The sequence below is a fragment of the Robiginitalea sp. SC105 genome, from assembly GCF_014243345.1.
GTDB lineage: Bacteria > Bacteroidota > Bacteroidia > Flavobacteriales > Flavobacteriaceae > Robiginitalea.
The window spans coordinates 524867-545604 of the sequence record NZ_JACLZF010000001.1; the positions used below are offsets into that span (position 1 = coordinate 524867).

General features: G+C 55.3%; 17 protein-coding genes and 1 tRNA gene. 9 read left to right on the forward strand and 9 right to left on the reverse strand.

Annotation, left to right across the window (positions count from 1 at the left end):
• Window positions 1-94: 94 nt before the first annotated feature.
• From H7F20_RS02340 to H7F20_RS02350, 3 genes are all read right to left on the reverse strand, one after another.
• Window positions 95-895 (reverse strand): DUF6090 family protein, encoded by an 801-nt coding sequence (locus tag H7F20_RS02340; protein ID WP_185784532.1) that lies wholly within the window; start codon window positions 893-895, stop codon window positions 95-97.
• A gap of 288 nt (window positions 896-1183) precedes the next feature.
• Complete coding sequence (locus tag H7F20_RS02345; RefSeq protein ID WP_185784533.1) at window positions 1184-1663, reverse strand: hypothetical protein; 480 nt, start codon at window positions 1661-1663, stop codon at window positions 1184-1186.
• Window positions 1664-1674: 11 nt separating this feature from the next.
• Complete coding sequence (locus H7F20_RS02350) at window positions 1675-2106, reverse strand: nuclear transport factor 2 family protein (protein ID WP_185784534.1); 432 nt, start codon at window positions 2104-2106, stop codon at window positions 1675-1677.
• A gap of 393 nt (window positions 2107-2499) precedes the next feature.
• Here H7F20_RS02350 and H7F20_RS16015 point away from each other — a divergent pair, with 393 nt between their 5' ends.
• Window positions 2500-3702, forward strand: coding sequence for a BspA family leucine-rich repeat surface protein (locus tag H7F20_RS16015; RefSeq protein WP_185784535.1), 1203 nt, complete (start codon window positions 2500-2502; stop codon window positions 3700-3702).
• A gap of 126 nt (window positions 3703-3828) precedes the next feature.
• The gene (locus H7F20_RS02360; protein WP_185784536.1) at window positions 3829-4290 is read left to right on the forward strand and encodes a CBS domain-containing protein; all 462 of its coding nucleotides are present in this window, start codon (window positions 3829-3831) and stop codon (window positions 4288-4290) included.
• A 348-nt stretch (window positions 4291-4638) separates the two neighbouring features.
• Here H7F20_RS02360 and H7F20_RS02365 read toward each other — a convergent pair.
• Window positions 4639-4712: transfer RNA gene (locus tag H7F20_RS02365), tRNA-Ile, on the reverse strand.
• 345 nt (window positions 4713-5057) lie between these two features.
• Between H7F20_RS02365 and H7F20_RS02370 the strand changes: the two genes are divergently transcribed.
• Window positions 5058-5480, forward strand: coding sequence for a DoxX family protein (locus H7F20_RS02370; protein WP_185784537.1), 423 nt, complete (start codon window positions 5058-5060; stop codon window positions 5478-5480).
• A 7-nt stretch (window positions 5481-5487) separates the two neighbouring features.
• On the opposite strand, the gene mce is transcribed toward H7F20_RS02370, so the two are convergent.
• Window positions 5488-5889, reverse strand: coding sequence for a methylmalonyl-CoA epimerase (gene mce / locus H7F20_RS02375; RefSeq protein WP_185784538.1), 402 nt, complete (start codon window positions 5887-5889; stop codon window positions 5488-5490).
• A 51-nt stretch (window positions 5890-5940) separates the two neighbouring features.
• Between mce and rbfA the strand changes: the two genes are divergently transcribed.
• Window positions 5941-6336 carry a 30S ribosome-binding factor RbfA gene (gene rbfA, locus H7F20_RS02380; protein WP_185784539.1) on the forward strand — a complete coding sequence of 132 codons (396 nt, stop codon included), beginning with the start codon at window positions 5941-5943 and terminating at the stop codon, window positions 6334-6336.
• Window positions 6337-6338: 2 nt separating this feature from the next.
• Window positions 6339-7547, forward strand: coding sequence for an ABC transporter permease (locus H7F20_RS02385; RefSeq protein WP_185784540.1), 1209 nt, complete (start codon window positions 6339-6341; stop codon window positions 7545-7547).
• 100 nt (window positions 7548-7647) lie between these two features.
• Here the strand turns inward: H7F20_RS02385 and dusB are convergent, their stop codons facing one another.
• The 3 genes from dusB to H7F20_RS02400 all read right to left on the reverse strand — a co-directional run bounded on the left by dusB (window position 7648) and on the right by H7F20_RS02400 (window position 12624).
• On the reverse strand, window positions 7648-8640 hold the full coding sequence (gene dusB, locus H7F20_RS02390) for a tRNA dihydrouridine synthase DusB (RefSeq protein ID WP_185784541.1): 993 nt from the start codon (window positions 8638-8640) through the stop codon (window positions 7648-7650).
• Window positions 8641-8747: 107 nt separating this feature from the next.
• Window positions 8748-11159, reverse strand: a complete 2412-nt coding sequence (locus tag H7F20_RS02395; protein ID WP_255443954.1) for an outer membrane beta-barrel protein — start codon at window positions 11157-11159, stop codon at window positions 8748-8750.
• A 205-nt stretch (window positions 11160-11364) separates the two neighbouring features.
• Entirely contained in the window at window positions 11365-12624 is a 1260-nt protein-coding gene (locus tag H7F20_RS02400) for a M28 family peptidase (protein WP_185784542.1), read from the reverse strand.
• A 36-nt stretch (window positions 12625-12660) separates the two neighbouring features.
• On the opposite strand from H7F20_RS02400, the gene H7F20_RS02405 reads away from it, so the two are divergent.
• Window positions 12661-13779, forward strand: coding sequence for a PD40 domain-containing protein (locus H7F20_RS02405; RefSeq protein WP_185784543.1), 1119 nt, complete (start codon window positions 12661-12663; stop codon window positions 13777-13779).
• Between the two features lie 40 nt (window positions 13780-13819).
• Window positions 13820-15616, forward strand: coding sequence for a translation elongation factor 4 (lepA, locus tag H7F20_RS02410; protein WP_185784544.1), 1797 nt, complete (start codon window positions 13820-13822; stop codon window positions 15614-15616).
• A gap of 41 nt (window positions 15617-15657) precedes the next feature.
• On the opposite strand, the gene H7F20_RS02415 is transcribed toward lepA, so the two are convergent.
• Window positions 15658-17544: a sodium:proton antiporter gene (locus tag H7F20_RS02415; protein WP_185784545.1), complete on the reverse strand. Its 1887-nt coding sequence runs from the start codon at window positions 17542-17544 to the stop codon at window positions 15658-15660.
• Between the two features lie 96 nt (window positions 17545-17640).
• Between H7F20_RS02415 and H7F20_RS02420 the strand changes: the two genes are divergently transcribed.
• Complete coding sequence (locus H7F20_RS02420; RefSeq protein ID WP_185784546.1) at window positions 17641-18501, forward strand: universal stress protein; 861 nt, start codon at window positions 17641-17643, stop codon at window positions 18499-18501.
• Window positions 18498-20726, forward strand: coding sequence for a SulP family inorganic anion transporter (locus H7F20_RS02425; protein WP_185784547.1), 2229 nt, complete (start codon window positions 18498-18500; stop codon window positions 20724-20726). The genes H7F20_RS02420 and H7F20_RS02425 overlap by 4 nt, the downstream gene beginning before the upstream one ends.
• Window positions 20727-20738 lie beyond the last annotated feature (12 nt).

Below are 20738 nucleotides of genomic sequence, written 5' to 3' on the forward strand. Positions count from 1 at the left end.
GCCTGGCGCTACCCGGCGGGTTAGAGTCAAAAGTCAGCAATATCCCGCGGATGGAAAACTGCCGAAATGTGGCATACCCGATTTTGTGATTGCGCTATTTTTTTAATTCAGTTTCTATTAAATCAATGATGTTGATCGTTTTTTCTTTAACACCAGTCGACTGGTCATTGGTGTAAGCGGTGTAACTAAATAATTGCAATAAATAGTCTTCAAAGTCCGGATGACCTAATAAATTCCGATAGTCCGATATTTGAACTAAACTGATCAGAGAGTCATAATTCCTAAGTTCCCCAGAAGTGATTTTGGCTCTTAATTCTTTATCATCCAGAAGAACCATCATCATCCGCCCAATTTGATAGTTTTCTCTGATGAAAGGAATTAACTGCTTTTCTGTTAATTCAAATATTGCCTGTTCCTCTTCCTTCAGTTCGCTTAGAAAACTGGAATAGGATGAAACATTGTTTCTTAAATCTGAGTTTTCTATTAAATAGAGCTTGCCGGAATTTATTAATTCATTGCTCACACTGAGTTCCGGGTCGAAGGTAGGTCTTATGGTAATCCTGAAAAGATGCGCATCAAGACTATCCTGATCAATTAATTCAGGTTTTTCCTTTCGGAATTGCAACAGTTTAAAACACGAATGCAACATCTCATTTCTGATATCGATCTTTTGCTCAATCTGCTTGAGATTACTGGTATATTCTTTCGATAGTTGCGATAGGATTTGCCGCTCTTGTTCTCGGTTTAACCGCTCCTCATTCCAGGTATCAATCTGCAACGCAATCAAAATACCAATAACAACAAGCACGATTTCTCCAATGGCATAAAGCAGATACTTGCCGGATTTGTTTTCTGTCAATAATCTTTGACGGATTCTTCTGAAGAATTTTATCACAAGCGGTTAGTTTCTCTAAAAATATGTCTTTAAATGAATTGAGGATTCTGAATTTTTAAGTACATAGATCTGGGTATGACTCGGGGCCGAGCGCCGGAAGTTCCTGTTTTATTGAAAGTTAGTGAAAAAGAATTCTGCGAATTCGCTAATGATGTCTGTCCAGGACCGGAATCCCCTGCTTTGCGGCATTTGAAGATTGTCAATTGACATGGGTTAACGTTGAGTATTAACGGTCGTTTTAATGCCGTTAATGCCTTGTTGGTGATGCTTGTTGTATCAATCCAAACCTTATTCATGATTTTCTATTGTAGATTCATGAACGTAGATTATTTTCCATTCATCATCCCTCCTGGTCATCATCAAACTAACTGCACCTTTTCCATATGGGGAACCATTCCTGTCATCAAAATGGAAGAATACAACAGCATTGTTTCTATCAACAATAGTCTGGTCAACATTAAACATTATCAGTTCATAGTATGTGTCAAGAGTGGTCATTGACTCAGCTCCTGCTTTTGATGTTTCATAGTTGCCTGGAGGGCTAACACCCCTCCAGACATATTTCATATCTGAATGATAATTTGACATCATCTTCTCAGGGTCAACCTTGCCACTCCAGGAGTTGAGCCAGTTTTCGGCAAGACTGAGAGTTTGTTTTTCTATTTGTTTCGTTTCCTCTTCTGTTAGAGATCTTTCATTTTCTGTTGAGCAGTTGAAAAACAAAACTGACGTTAGCAGGATTATAAAACACTTAATCAGAAATCTCATTATAACTGATTTTAACCTTCGTGTATATGTATGATTTTCCATTCTGAACCAACGCGGGTTAATACCAGCGTAAATGCATTTTCATCCTTTTCCACATCCTCAAGGCTATCCCCAAGTTGAAAACCGACGATGACATTGTTTTCTTCTATCACTGTCACCACAGGATTAAAAAGTTTATTGTTGTATGTCTCGACCCCAATAACATATTTCTTCAGAACTTCTTCAAAACCCGCATAAGATAGTGGCTTGCCATGCCAGTAGTATTGTAAATCCTTGTGGTGAAGTGACATTATCCTGTCAATGTCAATATCCCCATTCCATGCCTTATTCCAACTTTCTGCGATTTCAAGTGCCTCCTTCTGAATTTTCTCCCTATCGTATTCTACTGAATTACTACACCCGGTAGCCAGGAGAATAAATAAAAGTGTTGATGTGTTTTTCATATCGATTATCGCTAACGGCCCGGCTATGACTCGTGGCCAAACGCCGTACGTTTTTGTGTTAGTGAAAGTTAGTGAAAAAGAGGGGTAATCCGGGGCTGAAGGGTTTCAGGACCTTCCCCGTTTACCTGGACGGCTGCTTTTAAAAGAAGCTCTGCGAGTTCGCTAAGAATGTCTATCCAGGATTGGGATGCGCTGCTTTTTGGCATTTGAATATTTTGATAATGCCTGAGACTCTCCTTGCAAAAACATTTTGGGTTTTATGGTTTTCCCTGTCACCTGACTACATTGCCTTGCCCTAACCTGTTGATTATAAACATTTCTTACTGACCGGGATCATTTTATGTCCTTCTCTTGCAGAGTAGTTTTAACAGCTAATGCTAAAACACCATACCCATGAGACTTCTCAAGAGGATTCTACTCATACTTCCGGCATTATTTCTGGTCATTTCCTGTTCGGATGATGACGATGAACCAGAAAAGTTCATTCTATCGGTAACCATAATTCCTGAAAATGGGGGAATTGCTTCCCCGGATGGAGGAACATTCGAGGAGGGAACCGAGGTAACCCTCAAAGGCGAGCCTTCCGAGGGATATCTTTTCAAAGAATGGACGGGGGACCTCAACAGTACGGAGAACCCTGTGTTGGTTTCTATGAATTCTGATATGAACGTAACCCTTGTTTTTGTTGTGGCCGATGGGGACAATGATGGTATTTCCGATGATTTGGATTCGTGTCTGAACACCCCTGAGGGAGAAGAAGTGGATGAAAAAGGGTGTTCCTCCTCACAGTTGGACACTGACTTGGATGGGGTATCTGATGATGACGATCTATGTCCCAATAGTCCTGAAGGAGAAGATGTAAACGAGCACGGATGTCCACTAATATCTCCAGTTTATCTGGATGAAAATGGAATTACCATTAAATGCCACGAATGGGGGGAAATTGGTGAACAGGGTACAATTAATGCGGTTGTCTACACTATTGTTGATGAAACTATGTTGAGAGAGATGGCGCAGGATGGGAAAGATTTGACCAAAGTTTGTACTACTAAAGTTACAGATATGAGTTATTTGTTCCAATTCTTAAACTTCAACCAAGCCATAGGTTCCTGGGATGTAAGCAATGTCACGGATATGGCAGGAATGTTCTGGAATCCTATAGGAATGGGAACTTCAACTCCAAATCCTTTTGACCAGGATATCAGTGCTTGGGATGTAAGCAATGTTAGCAATATGCGGGTAATGTTTGCGGGTAGCCTGTTCAATCAAGATATTGGTGCCTGGGATGTAAGTAAAGTCACTGATATGAGTGCTATGTTTTCAACTTCTGTATTCAATCAGGATATAGGCTCCTGGAATGTGAGTAGCGTAACTAACATGGCAAGTATGTTTTTTAATTCTTCCTTTGATCAACCCATACAGAACTGGGATGTGAGCAATGTCGCTGATATGAATAATATGTTCGCATACTCCTCTTTTAATCAAGACATTAGCTCTTGGGATGTCACAAGCGTTATAGACTGTGGGGAATTCAGCTTAAACACCCCCCAATGGACCCTGCCTAAACCCAATTTCACGAATTGTAATCCTGATTGAGATGGTCACACCCGGGTTGCTTCCTCCTGCGTCGGAAGCGACCAGAGAAGGCGCGAGTTTGCTGCTTGATGTGGTCCCAAGGGGATAATTTCGTATCTTATTTAAGGGATTTAAAGATATAATGTTATGGGTATCAAGAGTTTTACAGGACCGAGGAAGAAACAGGAGCCGGAGCAAACGCCCTTGAGCGTCCGGGATTATATGACACGTGAGTTGATCACATTCAGGCCGGACCAGTCCGTGGAAGAGGTGATTGACCTGCTTATCAAACACAAGATTTCAGGCGGACCGGTAGTGGATGAGGAAGGGAAGCTGGTGGGTATTATTTCCGAGGGCGATTGCATCAAGCACATAAGCGAAAGCCGTTACTTTAATTTGCCTATGGAAGAGGGTCAGGTGTCCAGCCGGATGATCCGAAATGTAGAAACCATCGATGGGAACATGAACATTTTTGATGCAGCCAAGAAATTCCTGAGTGCCCGCAGGCGACGGTTCCCTATATTGGAAAACGGGCGGTTGGTAGGACAGATTTCGCAGAAAGATATTCTGAAAGCTACCCTGAAGTTAAAATCGCAACATTGGAGGTAAGGCATCGGCAATGACCGGGCATGTAATGTTTGTCCGGGTCCATTCCTTGCAAGAGTAGACCAGAGAAGGCCCGCTCCTGCAAATAGTGTCGAGCGATCACCAATTGTCCGGTGGACATTTGGTAGCGAGGAGCCAGCCGGTGCGGTGGCGTTAAAATGATAAGCCGACACCTGGGTTGCTTCCTCCTGCGTCGAAAGCGACCAGAGAAGGCCCGCTCCTGCAAATAGCAAACCTTGCCTTTGCTGACGCAAAGCCTGTTTTTACTTTCTGTCCGAAAATCAAAGCAAGCTTTATTTTCTACCAGAAAGCAAAAACCCGCGCCTTCTGGCGCGGGTTTGCTGCTTGATGTGGTCCCACCTGGGCTCGAACCAGGGACCACCTGATTATGAGTCAGGTGCTCTAACCAACTGAGCTATAGGACCGGGGAATCGGGTGGGCGGTTCCCGGATGCTCCAATCGCGTTGCGGAGGTGCGGGAAAACCGCGGGCCGAAACCGGATTTTAGAGCATGCAATATTACCACTTATTTCGTGAGGTTGCAAGCCGTCCGGGCTAATTGAGGGAGCGGGCAGGGGCCTGTTCTTGGCAGATGGTGCAGAGGGCTTGCAGGCGGGTGAAAGCACCACTCATGTCTGCAGCTGCGAATGGGGAAGCACGGTGTGCGGGACAGGCTCTGGGAACGGGGTCCCGCACCGGGGGCAGGGCATAAAATTATTTTTTTACCTGCCTACAATTCAGTAACTTAAATAGCATCAAAACAACTTAATCATGGGAACAATAGACACCTGGAACAAGTGGGCAGATGCCCATTCGTATTACGCACTGGACGTGTTGCGGGTTGCCCTGGGGGTATTCCTGTTTGTCAAGGGCGTCAGTTTTATGTCGAACCTGGATATGTTCATGAGCATGATGCGGCCCTACGAGCACATGCCGGGAAGCTGGATTATCCTGCACTACGTGGCGGCAGCGCATTTCGTGGGCGGGTTCTTTATCGTCATCGGGCTGCTGACGCGCTGGGCGGTGGCCTTCCAGTTTCCGATCCTGTTCGGGGCCATCATGACGAATTTTCTGGGCGAGATGATCCCGGCCAACCTGATTACGGCGGTAGTCGTCCTGTTGGTCTGTGTGTTCTTCTTTGTCTACGGGTCGGGCAAATTTTCCCTGGACAGTTACCTGAACACCTACCAGTAGGTCCTTTTCAGGAGATTTCCTGGCAGAGTTCCACGAGCACGCCGTGGGTGCCCTTTGGGTGAAGGAAGGCCACGAGTTTGTTGTCGGCCCCCCGTTTGGGTTCCTCACTGAGGATGGTAAAGCCCGCTTCTTTCAGGCGCTGCATTTCCGCCCGGATATCGGCCACGTCAAAGGCGATGTGGTGGATGCCCTCCCCCCGCTTTTCAAGGTAGCGGGCAATGGGGCTGTCGGCAGAAGTGGCCTCAAGCAGTTCGATCTTGTTCGGTCCGGACCGGAAGAAGGAGGTGCGCACGCCCTCTGAGGCCACTTCCTCCATTTTGTAGGGGGGTTCCCCCAGGAGTTTTTCGTACAGGTCGTTCGCTGCTTCCAGGTCGCGGACCGCGATGCCGATATGTTCGATTTTGCGCATTCCCATCCCCATTTTTAACGAAAATAAGCCATTTGTGCGTACTTTTGGGCCGTGGAAGAAACGCAGCGACAGAAAAAGATTGCCGGTGTCCTCCAGCAGGACCTGGCCGAAATCCTCCAGCGCACCGCCACCGACGGCGGGCTGCAGGGGGTCATCCTCTCCGTGACCAAGGTCCACGTGACTTCCGACCTGTCCATTGCCAAGGTGTACGTGAGCATCTTCCCGGTCAAAGAGGCCGCCGCCCTGATCAAGGGTATCAAGGCCCAGAAAGCCCAGTTCCGGCACGAACTGGCCCGCCGCACCCGCAACCAGCTCCGGAGGGTCCCGGAACTGCTGTTCTTCCTGGACGACTCCCTGGATTATATCGAGAACATCGAGAAGTCCCTCAAGGAAGGGGAAGACCCCATCGAGAACCCGGACCTGCTCCCCCGCCGCAAAAAATCCTGAGCGTGAACTTCCCGCTCTACATCGCCCGGCGCTATATCCGTTCCAAAAGCAGCCAGAACGCGGTAAACATCATCAATGCGGTCACCTTTGCCGTCATCGTCATCGGGTCGGCCGCCCTTTTTATCGTCCTCTCCGGCTTTGCGGGCCTCAAGAATTTCAGCCTTTCCTTCAGCAATACCTTTGACCCGGACATGCGGGTGGTACCGGCAACCGGCAAAACCTTTGCCTTCGGGCCGGAACAGGCGGGAGCGCTGCAGGACATCCCCGGGATCGCCTCTTACTCCCGGGAGTTGGAAGAGCGGGTCTACCTCACCCACCAGCAGAAGAGCATGATCGCCTATATCAAAGGGGTGGATTCGGACTACAACCGGACCACGGGCATCGACAGCACGCTCTACATCGGCCTCTGGGACCTCAGCGCCCAACAGGCAGTGTCCGGCATCTCCATTGCCAACCAGCTGTCGGTCAGCGTACAGGACTACCGCTCCCCCCTGATCGTACTGGTGCCCAAACCGGGCAGGGGCAACCTGTCGCCCCAGGGGCTGGGGGACCAGCCCTACAACCAGATGGCCGTGGTCTTGTCGGGTGTCTACCAGATCGAGGAGGGCCTGGACAAGAAATACATCTTTGCAGAACTGCCCCTGGTGCAGGCGCTGCTTGAGCGGGACAGCCTGCAGGTGTCCGGGGTCAACCTGAAACTGGCGCCCGGGGCAGATGAAGCGGCTACGCTGGCAGCCATCCGGGAAGCGCTGGGCGGGGGCGTGGATGTCCGGACACGGAGGGAACTCAACCAGACGCTCTACCGGATGCTGAATACCGAAAACCTGGCTACCTACCTGATCTTTACCCTGGTGCTGATCATCGCGCTCTTCAACGTGGTGGGGGCCATCATCATGATGATCCTGGACAAGCAGCTCCACACCCGAACGCTCTATTCCCTGGGGCTCACCATCCGGCAACTGCGACGCATCTACTTCCTGCAGGGGGTGCTGGTGACCAGTGCCGGGGGCGCCATCGGTGTGTTGATCGGGGTAGTCCTGATCGGATCCCAGCTGGCCTTCGGGTGGCTGCTGATCACCCCTTCCCTGGCTTACCCGGTGGCCCTGAAATGGGCCAATGTGGGGATTGTCCTGGCCACCATCATGGTGCTTGGGGTCATCGCCGCCCGTATCGCGAGCAACCGGATCGATAAAAAGATGCTGAGTATTTAGGTACGGGTTTTATGAGCTCCGGGGCTGACGACACCCCGGATCCTTTGGCAGGACAAGACGGGACGCTTTAGGTACTCCTATCGCGCACCAAATTTCCCGCTTAAGCAAATTCATAACCGGCAAAGGCTTCCATCGCCTCGTCGAAGGCGGCAAACACATCGGCGGCATCGTCACTGGTGACCATCTTCATGCGGTAGGGCTTGAAGTTGGGGATCCCCTTGAAATAATTCGTGTAGTGCCGGCGGGTCTCAAACACCCCTAGTTTCTCCCCTTTCCAGTCGATCGCCATTTGCAGGTGGCGGCGGGCAGCGGCCACACGGGCTTCCATATCCGGGGGCGGCAGGTGTTCACCGGTCTTGAAGAAGTGCTTCACCTCCCGGAAGAACCAGGGGTAGCCAATGGAGGCGCGCCCGATCATGGCACCGTCCAGGCCGTACACGTCGCGCATGCGCATGGCGGCCTCGGGCGTATCCACGTCCCCGTTCCCGAAGACCGGGATGTGCATGCGGGGATTGTTCTTTACCTCGGCGATCGGGGCCCAGTCTGCCTCCCCCTTGTACATCTGCACCCGGGTGCGGCCGTGGATGGCAATGGACTGTATGCCCACATCCTGCAGGCGTTCGGCCACCTCCACGATTTTGATGGAATTGTGGTCCCAGCCCAGTCGCGTCTTCACGGTGACAGGCAGGTGGGTGCGTTTGACCATGGCCTCGGTGAGCTTTACCATGAGCGGGATGTCCCTCAGGATCCCCGCCCCGGCATTCTTGCAGACCACCTTCTTGACCGGGCAGCCAAAGTTGATGTCGATGATGTCCGGGCCCGTCTCGGTGACGATGTCCACCGCCTGCAGCATGGAATCCAGCTCCGCCCCGAAGATCTGGATGCCGATGGGGCGTTCCTTCTCGTAGATATCCAGTTTGATGACGCTTTTGGCCGCATCCCGGATCAGGCCCTCGGAGGAGATGAACTCGGTATACATGACATCGGCCCCCTGCTCCTTGCAGAGCGTGCGGAAAGGCGGGTCGCTCACGTCCTCCATGGGGGCGAGCAACAAGGGGAAATCCGGTAATTCAATGGGGCCGATCCGTGGCATAACCTGCTGTTTTAGCGCTACAAAGCTACGAATAAGGAGGATTTCCCGGCAAATCCGGGGGCGGGTTTGTAAAAAAAGGTGCCGGTTATCTGAAATGCCCGCGCGGATCAGTCCTCCCGGATCCGGTCCCGTTCGCTGTTCCGGAGGCCGGCGGCCCGGTTGCCGAGGCGGTAATTCCCGAAATTATAGGTAAAGCCCAGCCGGATAAACCGGGTTTCCGGACGGGAGTAGAAGGCATTGTCCTGGTTGTAGTACCGGGAGGTATAGGTGGCGTTGGCCCGCCCCAGCAAATCTTCGGCCACCAGGGTGAGGGCGGCGCGGCCATTCCAGAGGGATTTGCGGATGCCCGCGTCCAGGGTCATCGTCTCCGAGCGCTTGAAGGAGCCGTGCAAAAAGCCACTCAGGTAAAGCAGCGACAGGTCGCCCGTCCAGGTGCCATCCCCGGAGAGCGTAAACGAGTTGCTCAGGTAGCTATAGAGCCCGCTCACGCGGTTTGTGTACGCTTCCTGGGGGCTGAGGACGGCCAGCAGGGTTTCCTCCTCGTAGAAGAGCGAGTTGTAGGCGTAGAGCTGCCACCATTCCCGCAGGGTTTTGGAAACGGTAAAATCCAGGCCGTAGGAGATGCTGCCCTGGGTATTCTGCTTGATCTCCAGCAGTGTCTGGTTCACATTGTCCTGGAAACTCAGCGTGCTGATAAACCGGCCATTGTCCCGGTAGTACAGGTCAATGAAGTAAGTGTTGTCCAGAGAGAGGTTCAGGTTGAAATTGTGGCTGAAATTCGGCACGAGGCCCGGGTTGCCCTCGTTGTAGTCGTTCTCGTTGAGGAAAAACCGGAAGGGGTTCAGGTCCTGGTAATTCGGGCGGGTCAGCCGCCGGTTGTAGGTCAGGGACATGCTGTGCTTCTCCCCCAGGGTGCGGCCCAGATAGAGGGTGGGGAAGAGCTCCAGGTAGTCCTGGTTGTTGATTTCGTCCAGGGTCTCGGAACGGGCCCGCACATGGGTCTGTTCGGCCCGCAGCCCCAGACGGAGCGACCAGGCGGCCCACTCCTGGTACAGGCTCGCATAGGCGGCATAGACCTGCTCCTTATAGGTGAATCGGTCTGTCAGCGCAATGTCGAAGGGTGGCTCCGCATTGTTCACGTCCAGGTAGTCGATGGCATTCCGGGATTCGATGAAGGAGCCCCGCAGCCCCGTCTCCAGGTTGCCGGACCCCACGGGGAGGTCCAGGTCCAGTTGCGAAGTGTAGATATCGATGCGCTGCCCGGCATCCGTGGCAAAGGAAAAGTCCCGCAGGAAGGCGCCCGAGGGGTCAAAATAGTCGGTGTTGCCGTCCTGGGTCCGGTCGAGCCGGAAATAGGTGTAGTGTCCCCCGGCCTTCAGGGTGGCGCCTTTTTCGCCCAGGCTGCGCTGGTAGTTGAGTTCGGCGGAGGCGTTGAGCCGGTCTTCGTCCAGGACAGAAGCTGTCCGCAGGGTGGAATCCAGTACGCCCTGCCCGTTCCGCATGGCGGTGGCCAGGGTGTAGGCGCTGCGCTTGTCCGGGGAATAACCCAGGTTCGCGGTCAGTTTCAGCTGGTCGCGGCCCGACGGGTTGTAATCGAGAATCAGGTTCCCCTGCTGGGCCCGGGAGCGCGCAATCCGGTCCATGCGGGTGTCCCAGCGCGCATAGATATCGTTGCCGGCATCGATATAGTTGATATAGCTGTCGGAGACTTTCAGCTCTTTCTGGGGGGCGATGGAATAGCTGGCAAAAGCCCCGAATTTTTCATTTTTGAAAAAGTGGCTCGTGCCCAGGCTGTATTTGGGGAAGACCGCCTGGGTGTATTCCCCGCGGACGCTGCCCTTATACCCGGGGACGATGTTCTGGCGGGTGCGGATATTCAGGATGGGGCCGTCGCTGGCCTCGAAGCTGGCAGGGGGCAGGGGGATCACCTCCACCGACAGGATCAGGTCGCCGGTAAGTCCCTTGAGCAATTCCATCACCTCCTCCTGACTGAGTTGTACCTTGTTGTCGTTCAGGTAGATGGTAGCGGCCTGGCCCCGGATCTCCAGGCTTTCCGGGCCGGCGATGACCCCGGGGGCATTCCGGAGGATGTCCCAGGTGCTGCCGGAGCTCAGGACGGTGTTTTCCACGTTAAAGACCACCCGGTCCGCCTTCCGCTCGATGGTGGGACGCTGGCTGGTGACCACAACCTCGTCCAGCTGGTCTGCATCCTCTTTCATCACCAGGGCGCCGATCCGCAAATCGGCACGGACCTCCAGGGGGACCGGGTCGGACTGATAGCCGAAATATTTAGGCTGCAGCAAGTACAATTCGGGGGGGACGCCCTCGAGCCGGAAAAACCCGGACTCGTCCGAGGAGGCCCCCAGGAACTGGACGCTGTCGGCCGGCCTCAGGAGCAGTACATTGGCATAGGGCAAGGGGGCTCCGTCGGTGTCTTTGACGAAACCGGAGACCGTGTAGGTCTGGCAATGCAGGGCGATGGGGGAAAACCCCAGCAAAAGCAAGATTCGTAACTTCAATTCAGATTGGGCTGGCCTAAAACTATAAAAATTCCCGGATCGGACCGCCGATTTTTGAAAGAATTAGCCTACGCAGGCGGCCATGTTCCAGCGTTCGTTTCCGGCGTCTGGGCCTGGTGCCTCCCCCTGGTCCTGCTGCCTATCCCTCCTTACCCGGCCGGGGGGGTGGGTGGATTGTGTACCGCGACACCCCGGGTGCCAGGTATCAGAATCCGATTTCTGCCGTGACCCGCTTGCCGGAACGTTCCATCACCACGGTGGTACTGTCCCCGGGTTCAAAGGAGGAAAGGGCCCGCATATAGCTCATCATATCGGTGATGGTGCTGTCGCCCAGCTGCACCACAACATCGCCTTTCTGCAGCCCGGCACGCTGGGCGGGTTTGTCCTCGCTGACCCCGTCGATACGCATGCCGGTCCCGTCGAACAGGTAGTCGGGCACCACCCCGAGCCCCACCTTGAAACGGGGGACTTCCTCGCTTTCGTTCTTTGTTTTCCGGAAGGCCACCTCCCGCTGCTTCTCCATGGCGGCGGTCAGGTCCAGGATGTAGCCGGCAATCTGCTCCATACCCTCATAGTTCAGCTTGTCCGCATCGTCCGAAGGCCGGTGGTAATCCGGGTGCTGGCCGGTAAAGAAGTGAAGGACCGGGATATCCTGCAGGTAAAAGGAGGTATGGTCCGACGGCCCCACTCCGGATTCCTGCAGGACCAGCTTGAAGCCGGGGTTCTGGGAACGCAGTATCTGGTTCCACACCGGGCTTGTGCCCGTCCCGCTGATGGAAAGGGTGCTGTCCGGCCGCAGCCGGCCCACCATGTCCAGGTTGACCATGTAGGGGACTTCCCCCAGGTCGATATTCGGGTTCTTGGCGAAGTAGTTGGAACCGAGAAGCCCCATTTCCTCCCCGGAAAAGGCGATAAACAGGTAGTTGTCGCGGGATCCCGTCGCAGCTGCCGGTTCCCTTGCGGCCAGTTCCCGGGCCAGCCGCAGCATCACAGCCACCCCACTGGCATTGTCATCGGCCCCGTTGTGGATATCCGGGTCGCCCCGGTGCAGGGAGCCTTCGCCCCCCATGCCCAGGTGGTCGTAATGCGCCCCGATCACCACCGTCCGCTCCCCCTGGTTGTCCAGCAGGCCCAGCACGTTCATGGCTGTTACGGAGCTGTCCGAGGTGTCCCCGAAAGCCACTTCCCCATGGGGGTCCGTCCGTGGGCGAAAACTGAAGCTCTGGTAGTACCCCCCGTCCAGGCCGGCAGGCTGCAGCCCCAGGCCCTCCATCCGGTCGGCCAGGTATTCGGCCGCTATGCGGGCCCCTTCGGTCCCGGTTTCCCGGCCGGCCAGGGAATCACTGGCCAGGAGGTTCACATCTTCCTGCATGCTCACCTCAGGTGCAGGGGACTTCCGGCACCCGGCAGCCCCGAGGAGCATCCCCGACAACAGAATTCCTGCAAAAACCTTGTTATACTTCATGGCTTCCTTCTATTTTTACCAAAATTACGCATCTCCATGAGAATCTTACTTTTATTGCTCGCAGGAATTTCGCTAATGGGCTGCAAGGAGGCCCAAAAACAGGATGGGGACGCCGGATCCGCCACGGAATCCACCGACAGCCCGATGGCATCTTCCTCCGATACCCTGATCTACCCCGGGGAGAAGCACTTTAAATCCATCCGGCAGGTGACCTTCGGGGGGGACAATGCAGAAGCCTACTGGAGCTTTGACGACCGCCAGCTTGTCTTTCAGTCCAACAATGCAGGCTGGGGCCTGGAATGCGACCAGTTGTTCCTGATGGACGCAGGGGAAACTTTTGCGGATAGCCGCCCTCCCATGGTCAGTACCGGTATGGGGCGTACCACCTGTGCCTACTTCCTGCCGGACAACCAGCACATCCTTTACGGCTCCACCCATCTGGCCGGGGAGGAATGCCCCGAAGTCCCCCTGAGGTCGAACGGGAAATATGTCTGGCCGGTGTATGATTCCTTCGACATCTTCGTGACCGACCTGGAAGGGAATATCGTGGACCGGCTGACGGATGAACCGGGGTACGACGCAGAGGCCACCGTTTCGCCCCAGGGTGACCGCATCGTGTTCACCTCGGACCGCAGCGGTGACCTGGAGTTGTACACCATGAACCTGGACGGCTCGGATGTGCGGCAGATCACGGACGAACTGGGCTATGACGGGGGCGCCTTCTTCTCCCCCGACGGCACACAGATCATCTTCCGGGCTTCCCGCCCGCAGACCGAGGCCGAGATTGCAGAGTACCGGGAACTGCTGGCCCAGGGCCTGGTACAGCCTACGGAAATGGAACTCTTTATCTGCAATGCGGACGGCAGCGACCTGCGGCAACTCACCTTCCTGGGGAATGCGAACTGGAGCCCGTTTTTCCACCCGGACGGGGACAAGATCCTGTTTTCGAGCAATTTCGAAGCCGAACGGGGCTTCCCATTCAACCTCTACCTCATCAATACTGATGGTACGGGCCTGGAGCGGGTGACCCACGGGGAGACCTTTGACGCCTTCCCGGTATTCTCTTCCGACGGCAGGTACCTGGCCTTTTCGAGCAACCGCAACAACGGGGGCACGCGGGACACGAATTTGTTTATTGCCGAGTGGCAGGATTGAGGCCGCAAACACGTATATTTGCGACCTATTTTCGGATCGCATGAAGAATATTCGGAATTTTTGCATTATCGCCCACATTGACCACGGGAAGAGTACCCTGGCGGACCGCCTGCTGGATTTTACCGGGTCGGTGACCGAACGCGAGAAACAGGACCAGCTGCTGGACAGCATGGACCTGGAACGCGAACGGGGCATTACCATCAAAAGCCACGCGATCCAGATGGACTATATCCACGAGGGCGAGCCTTACGTGCTGAACCTCATCGACACCCCCGGGCACGTGGATTTCTCCTACGAGGTGTCCCGCTCCATCGCGGCCTGTGAAGGGGCCCTGCTGGTGGTCGATGCCGCCCAGAGCATCCAGGCGCAGACCATCTCCAACCTATACCTGGCCCTGGAAAACGACCTGGAGATCATCCCGGTCCTGAACAAGGTGGACCTGCCCAGCGCCAACCCGGAAGAGGTGACAGACGATATCGTGGACCTGATCGGCTGCAAGCCCGAGGAGGTGATCCCGGCAAGCGCCAAAACCGGCCTGGGGATACAGGAGATCCTCACCGCCATTATCGAGCGGATCCCGGCGCCCAAGGGCGACCCGGCCGCCCCCCTGCAGGCCCTGGTGTTTGACTCGGTTTACAATCCCTTCCGGGGGGTGGAGACCTACTTCCGGGTGATGAACGGGGAAATCCGCAAGGGGCAGCACATCAAGTTCGTGGCTACCGGCAAGAAATACCATGCGGACGAAATCGGCACGCTGCGCCTGAAACAATTCCCCAGGCAAAAGATCTCCACCGGGGACGTCGGGTACCTGATCACCGGGATCAAGGATGCCCGGGAGGTAAAAGTGGGGGACACCATCACCGATGCGGCAAACCCCACACCCAAGGCAATTGCCGGGTTTGAGGACGTCAAGCCCATGGTCTTTGCCGGGATCTACCCGGTAGACACGGAAGACTTTGAGGAACTCCGGGCTTCCATGGAAAAACTGCAGCTCAACGACGCCTCTTTAGTCTTTACCCCCGAGAGCAGCGCCGCCCTGGGCTTCGGATTCCGTTGCGGCTTCCTCGGGATGCTGCACATGGAGATCATACAGGAACGCCTCGAGCGGGAATTCGACATGACCGTGATCACCACCGTCCCCAACGTGAGTTATTACGCCTACTCCACCAAGGACCCGGAGACCCCGGTCATCGTCAACAACCCGTCCGACCTGCCGGACCCCTCCACCGTCCACCACGTGGAGGAACCCTTTATCAAGGCGACCATCATCACCAAGGCGGATTTTGTCGGGAACGTGATGTCGCTCTGCATTGACAAGCGGGGGGAGATCACCGGGCAGACCTACCTTACCCAGAATCGGGTGGAGCTCACCTTTGATATGCCCCTGGCTGAAATCGTCTTTGACTTCTACGACCGGCTGAAAACCGTCTCCAAGGGGTATGCCTCCTTCGACTACAGCCCCATCGGCATGCGTACCTCCAAGCTGGTGCGCGTGGACATCCTGCTCAACGCACAGATGGTGGATGCCCTCTCCGCCCTGGTGCACTTCGACAACGCCTATGACATTGGCAAGCGCATGTGCGAGAAGCTTAAGGAACTCATCCCCCGCCAGCAATTCGACATCCCGATACAGGCGGCCATCGGCTCCAAGGTCATCTCCCGGGAAACCATCAAGGCGCTGCGGAAGGACGTTACGGCCAAGTGTTACGGGGGGGATATCTCCCGGAAGCGGAAGCTCCTCGAAAAACAGAAAAAGGGTAAGAAGCGGATGCGGCAGGTCGGCAACGTGGAGATCCCCCAGCAGGCCTTTATGGCCGTGCTGAAGCTGAACGATTAGGGCTTCTGACCCCATCGGGTCGCCCCGGAATCCGCCCGGCCTTAATCGCTTTCGGAGGTATCTTCCTCCTTTTTCAGCCGGGTACTGTCTTCTTCATCCTCCTCATCCAGGTCCAGCATCTTGCCCAGGTAAACGAGTTTGTAGCCGTCGGTAATGTCCTTGAAATCCTTGGAAAACGCCGGGATGATCTCCAGGTCGCCTTCCGGGTCCTTCAGGAAAAGCGGGATGGAATAGTCCTCGGCTTTGGTGATCTCGATAAGCCCCTCGTAGTGCTGCCGGTCCTTGAGGTCCATTTCATGCACCGCGGGATAGCGGCGGGTGGCCTCGGCCAACTTGATGAAGTCATCCGTGTGGGAGAACAGTCCTTCCTTTGGGTTGTTCTCCGGGTTGTTCATCTCATCCGTATCCACCAGCCGGAAGGAGCCCTGTTCCCCGAACTGGGTCCTGAACTTTTCAATGGCATACCGGTTGATGTCCGCGCTGGGGGTAAGGGCCATCAGGTAGCCCACATCGCTCAGTTCGATGTTGTCGCTCAGCGTATCGGAATAGATGTCGGCGGCCATGGCTTCCAAACCCAGGCTGTGGGCCTTCTCCACATTGGTCTGGTTGGTGTCTATCAGCACCACGTGGCGCTTGTTTTTCTGGAGGTACTGGGCGATCAGGCGGGAGGGCTTGGACGCGCCGATGATCAGGATTCCCTCCGACTTCTTGAGGAATACCCCGACGAGCTGGGCAAACATCCGGGCCGTGGTGGCATTCAGCAGCACGGTCCCCAGCACGATCATGAATACCAGGGGGGTAATGTATTCTGCCCCGTCCTCGCCCCGGTTGAGCAGCCTGGAACCGAACAGGGAGGCGATCCCCGCCGCAACGATCCCGCGGGGGCCCACCCAGCCGATAAAGAGCTTTTCGTTGGTTTTCAGGTTGGACCCCATCGTGGACAGCAACACCCCTGCCGGGCGGATCAGGAAGACGATAATCGCGAAGAGCAGGGCTGTTTTCCAGGTGTAGATGAGTTCGAGGTCTGGCAAATCGATGTTAGCCGCCAGGACGATAAACAGGATGGAGATCAGCAACACGCTGAGGGATTCCTTGAAATAGAGTAACTCCTTGAGGTTGGGCAGGTTGGTGTTCCCCATCACCATCCCCATCACGACCACGCCCAGCAGGCCCGATTCCTTGGCAAAAATGTCGGACATCACGAAAACCCCAAGGACGGTGGACAGGGCCACCACGTTGAGCAGGTAATGGGGGATGAAGTTCTTTTTGATCACAAAGGCCAGGGCGTGGGCAAACGTGAAGCCGAAGGTAAAGCCAAAGAGCAGGATCTTGCCGAATTCGATCAGGGCGGTTTTCGTATAGGCCTGTCCTTCCCCGACGCTGATAAACTCATACACCAGTACGGCCACCAATGCCCCGATGGGGTCGATGAGGATGCCCTCCCATTTGAGCACGGCCGACACGTCTTTCTTGAGCGGGATATTCCGGAGGATGGGCGTGATCACGGTAGGGCCCGTCACGATGATCAGGGCGCTGAACAGGAAGGACATCTGCCAGGGCAGGTCAAATATGAGGTGGGCGGCGATACCTGCCCCGAAAAAGGTCACCACGGTGCCCAGGGTAATGAGCTTGGTGATTACAGGCCCCACGTTGGCCACCTCGGAGCGCTTCAGGGTGAGGCCGCCCTCGAAAAGGATGATGCTGATGGCCAGGGATACAAAATAATACAGGCCCTCCCCGGGAAAAAGGCCCTGGCTCCCGTTCCAGATGGGTTCGATCAGTTTGTTGCCGTCTGCGGTGAACAACGTGGAGATGGGGCCCACCAGCAGCCCGATCAGGATGAGAGGCAGGATGGCCGGCAACTTCAGCCGCCAGGCGACCCATTGTGCTACTATCCCTAGAATAACTATGCCCGCAAGTTCAATCATGCGTCCGTGGTTGGTGTGATTTCCAAAAATAGGGAATCTCCCCAGTTCTGGGGCGCCATCTGCAAATATTGTTATCTTATCCCCCTATCCGAGCTTATGGCGCTTTCCGGCATCTCCTATAAAACCCTGTTATTCGGCTTTGCATTCTCCCCCAATCTGGAAGCAAACCTGATGGAGGTGACGCGACTGGCCGGCTTCCTGCAAGCGCGGCTGATTCTCCTCCATGTGGGTGTGCCCACTGCGGAAAAGAAAAAGCAGCTCGGGGCCCTCCTGGAAGGAATCCCAAAGGGCCCGGAAGCGGTTCAGGTGGCCTGGAGGGAAGGAGAACCCGTCCCCGTTATCCTGGAGGCAGCAGTAGCTTACGGGGTGGACCTGTTGCTCCTCGGGGCACGGCAGCACGAACACGGCTACCGGTTTTACATGGGGTCCATCGCGCGGCAGTTAACGCGAAAAATAAGGTGTTCTGTGTTGCTGCTGATCAGGCCGGCCATCGAGCGGGTTCCCTGCCAGCATATCGTGGTCAATGGCCTGGACGACCCGGACACGCCGCTGGCGATTGCGACCGCCTTCCGGATGTCGCAGGTGCTAGGTGCAAAGCAGGTGACCGTCGTGGAGGAAATACGCGCCCGGGACGTTGCCGTGGAGGTGGTGGACGACCGGACCCTGAAGCGGGCAACGCTGATGAAGGAGCGCATCAAAAGGCGCGAAAACAGTAGGGTTCTTGAAATCGTTGCTCAGCTCCCCCGGGAACTGACCCGCGGCATCACGCTGAAAACCCAGCCTATTTTCGGGAAGCGCGGCTACTCCATCGGGCATTTTGCCGAAGTGGTGCGTGCCGACCTGCTGGTGATGAACGCCCCGAGGCGATCCCAGATCTGGGGCCGGATTTTCCCGCAGGATATCGAATACATCCTCTCGGACCTTCCCACCGACCTGTTAATCGTGCGCAACCCATGAGCGCCCGGAAAAAACAAATGGCCGCCTTTACCCGGGAACTGCCCAGGAACCTGTTTGCGGGTTTTGTGGTTTCCCTGGTGGCCCTGCCGCTTGGGCTCGGCTTGGCGCTGGCCAGTGATGCCCCCCCTATTTCCGGGCTGATTGCCGCAGTCGTAGGGGGGATGGTAGTGGCCCTGCTGGGGGGATCCCACGTCACCATTGCCGGGCCGGGGAACGGCCTGGTCATCGTCATCCTGGGCGCCATCACCACCCTGGGGGGAGGGGACCTGTACCAGGGCTACCTTTTTACACTGGCCGCCGTAGTATTTGCGGGGGGCCTGATGATCCTGCTGGGTTTCCTGAAGATGGGCCGTCTGGCCGATTTTTTCCCCGCCTCCGCCATCCAGGGGATGTTGGCCGCGATCGGTATCGGGATCCTCTCCAAGCAATTCCACATCATGATCGGGCACACACAGGTTTCCGGGAGCATTGTGTCTCTGCTGGGCCGGATTCCTTCAGGGCTTTACCAGCTTTTCCTGGCCGACGGGGCCCAGGTCTGGATTGCAGCCGGGATCGGGGTGGGTTCCCTGATGATCATGATTTTTTACGGCAGGATCCGGAACCGAGTGGTCCAACTCATCCCTGCCCCCATGTGGATCCTGATCCTGACAGTAGGGATGAGCTACGTCTACCAATGGCTGCAGGAGCCCTATCCCCTGGGGGCGGATTTCCTGATCCGCCTGCCGGACAGCCTGGCGAGCAGTTTTGTGTTCCCGGATTTTTCACACGCCTGGGACCGGGATTTCTTTGTAGCGGTTTTTGCCATCACCTTTATTGCCAGCATCGAATCCCTGCTGAGCATCAAGGCCCTGGATAAGCTGGACCCGGCCAACCGCCGCTCCAACGTGAACCGGGACCTGAAAGCCCTGGGCCTGGCTTCGGTTATCAGCGGCTTTTTGGGGGGGCTGGCCGTGGTCACGGTGATTGCGAGGAGCTCGGTGAATGTGAACAACGGGGCTACCAACCGGTCTTCCAACTTCCTGCATGCCATGCTGCTGTTGCTCTTTGTCCTGGTTTTCCAGGAACAGCTGCGCCGCATCCCGCTCTCAGCCCTGGCCGCCATCCTGGTGTACACCGGATACAAGCTGGCCACCCCGGGACAGTTCAAGGAAATGGCCCGGATCGGGAAGGAACAGCTGATCATTTTCCTGGTCACCCTGGCAACTACCCTGCTGACCAACCTGATCACTGGGATTGCCGTGGGGATCCTGACTACTTTCGTATTCCACGTCATCGTCACCCGCAGCATCGGCCTGTTCCTCCGCAACGTTTTCAAGCCAAACGTCCTGCTGTTCCGCGAGGGGGAAGAAAACTACTATGCCAGCGTCAAATACTTCTGCAACTTCCTCAATTTTTACCGGCTGAAGGACAAGCTGGACGCCGTTCCCGAAAACGAGGAGCTCGTCCTTGATTTTTCCCTTTGCGAATTTGTGGACGACACCGTCCTGGAGAGTGTCGAGAATTATTCGGAGACCTTCGAGAAGCGGGGGGGCCACCTGGAACTCATCGGCCTGGACAAACACCATACGAAATCCACCCACCCCTTTGCGCTTCGGAAACTGACGCAGCTCTCCGTCCTTAAACCCATTGAGCATTTCTTTACGGGCCGCCAGCGATCCCTTGAGCAAACCGCCGCAGAATACGACTGGGTTTACCGGCCGGAGCGCAACACGGATACGCGCTTCCTCCGGGATTTTATATTTTTCCGGCGGCGGCAGCTGGCCTACAGCTATAACGAATTGCGGAATGCAGCCGGGGACTTCCGGCTAATGGACATTGAGTTTACGGAAGGGATATTCACGGCCAGGGAAGTTGTCAAGGCTACGGTCCTGTATATCGAATGTGACCAGGAACTCCCTGTCTTCACCCTCGACAGGGAAGGGCTCCTGGGCTTCCTCTACGACCTGGCCGGATTCCGGGATATCCCCCTGGACGATCATCCGGACTTCAACCGGCGCTTTCACCTGAGCGGGGCAGACCCGGAGCCGATTGCTGAAATGTTTTCGGACGAGCTGGTCCTGTTCCTGGAAAGCAACCCGTATTACCATGTGGAATCCAACGGAAAGGGCCTGCTGATCCTGAAAAACGAACGGCTGCTCGGCATCCGTGAAATCAAGCGGATGCGCTATTTCGGGCAGCGGCTCGGGGAACATTTTGGAATGCCTGTTCCGGGCAACAAAAAATAAAAACTTTGTTAA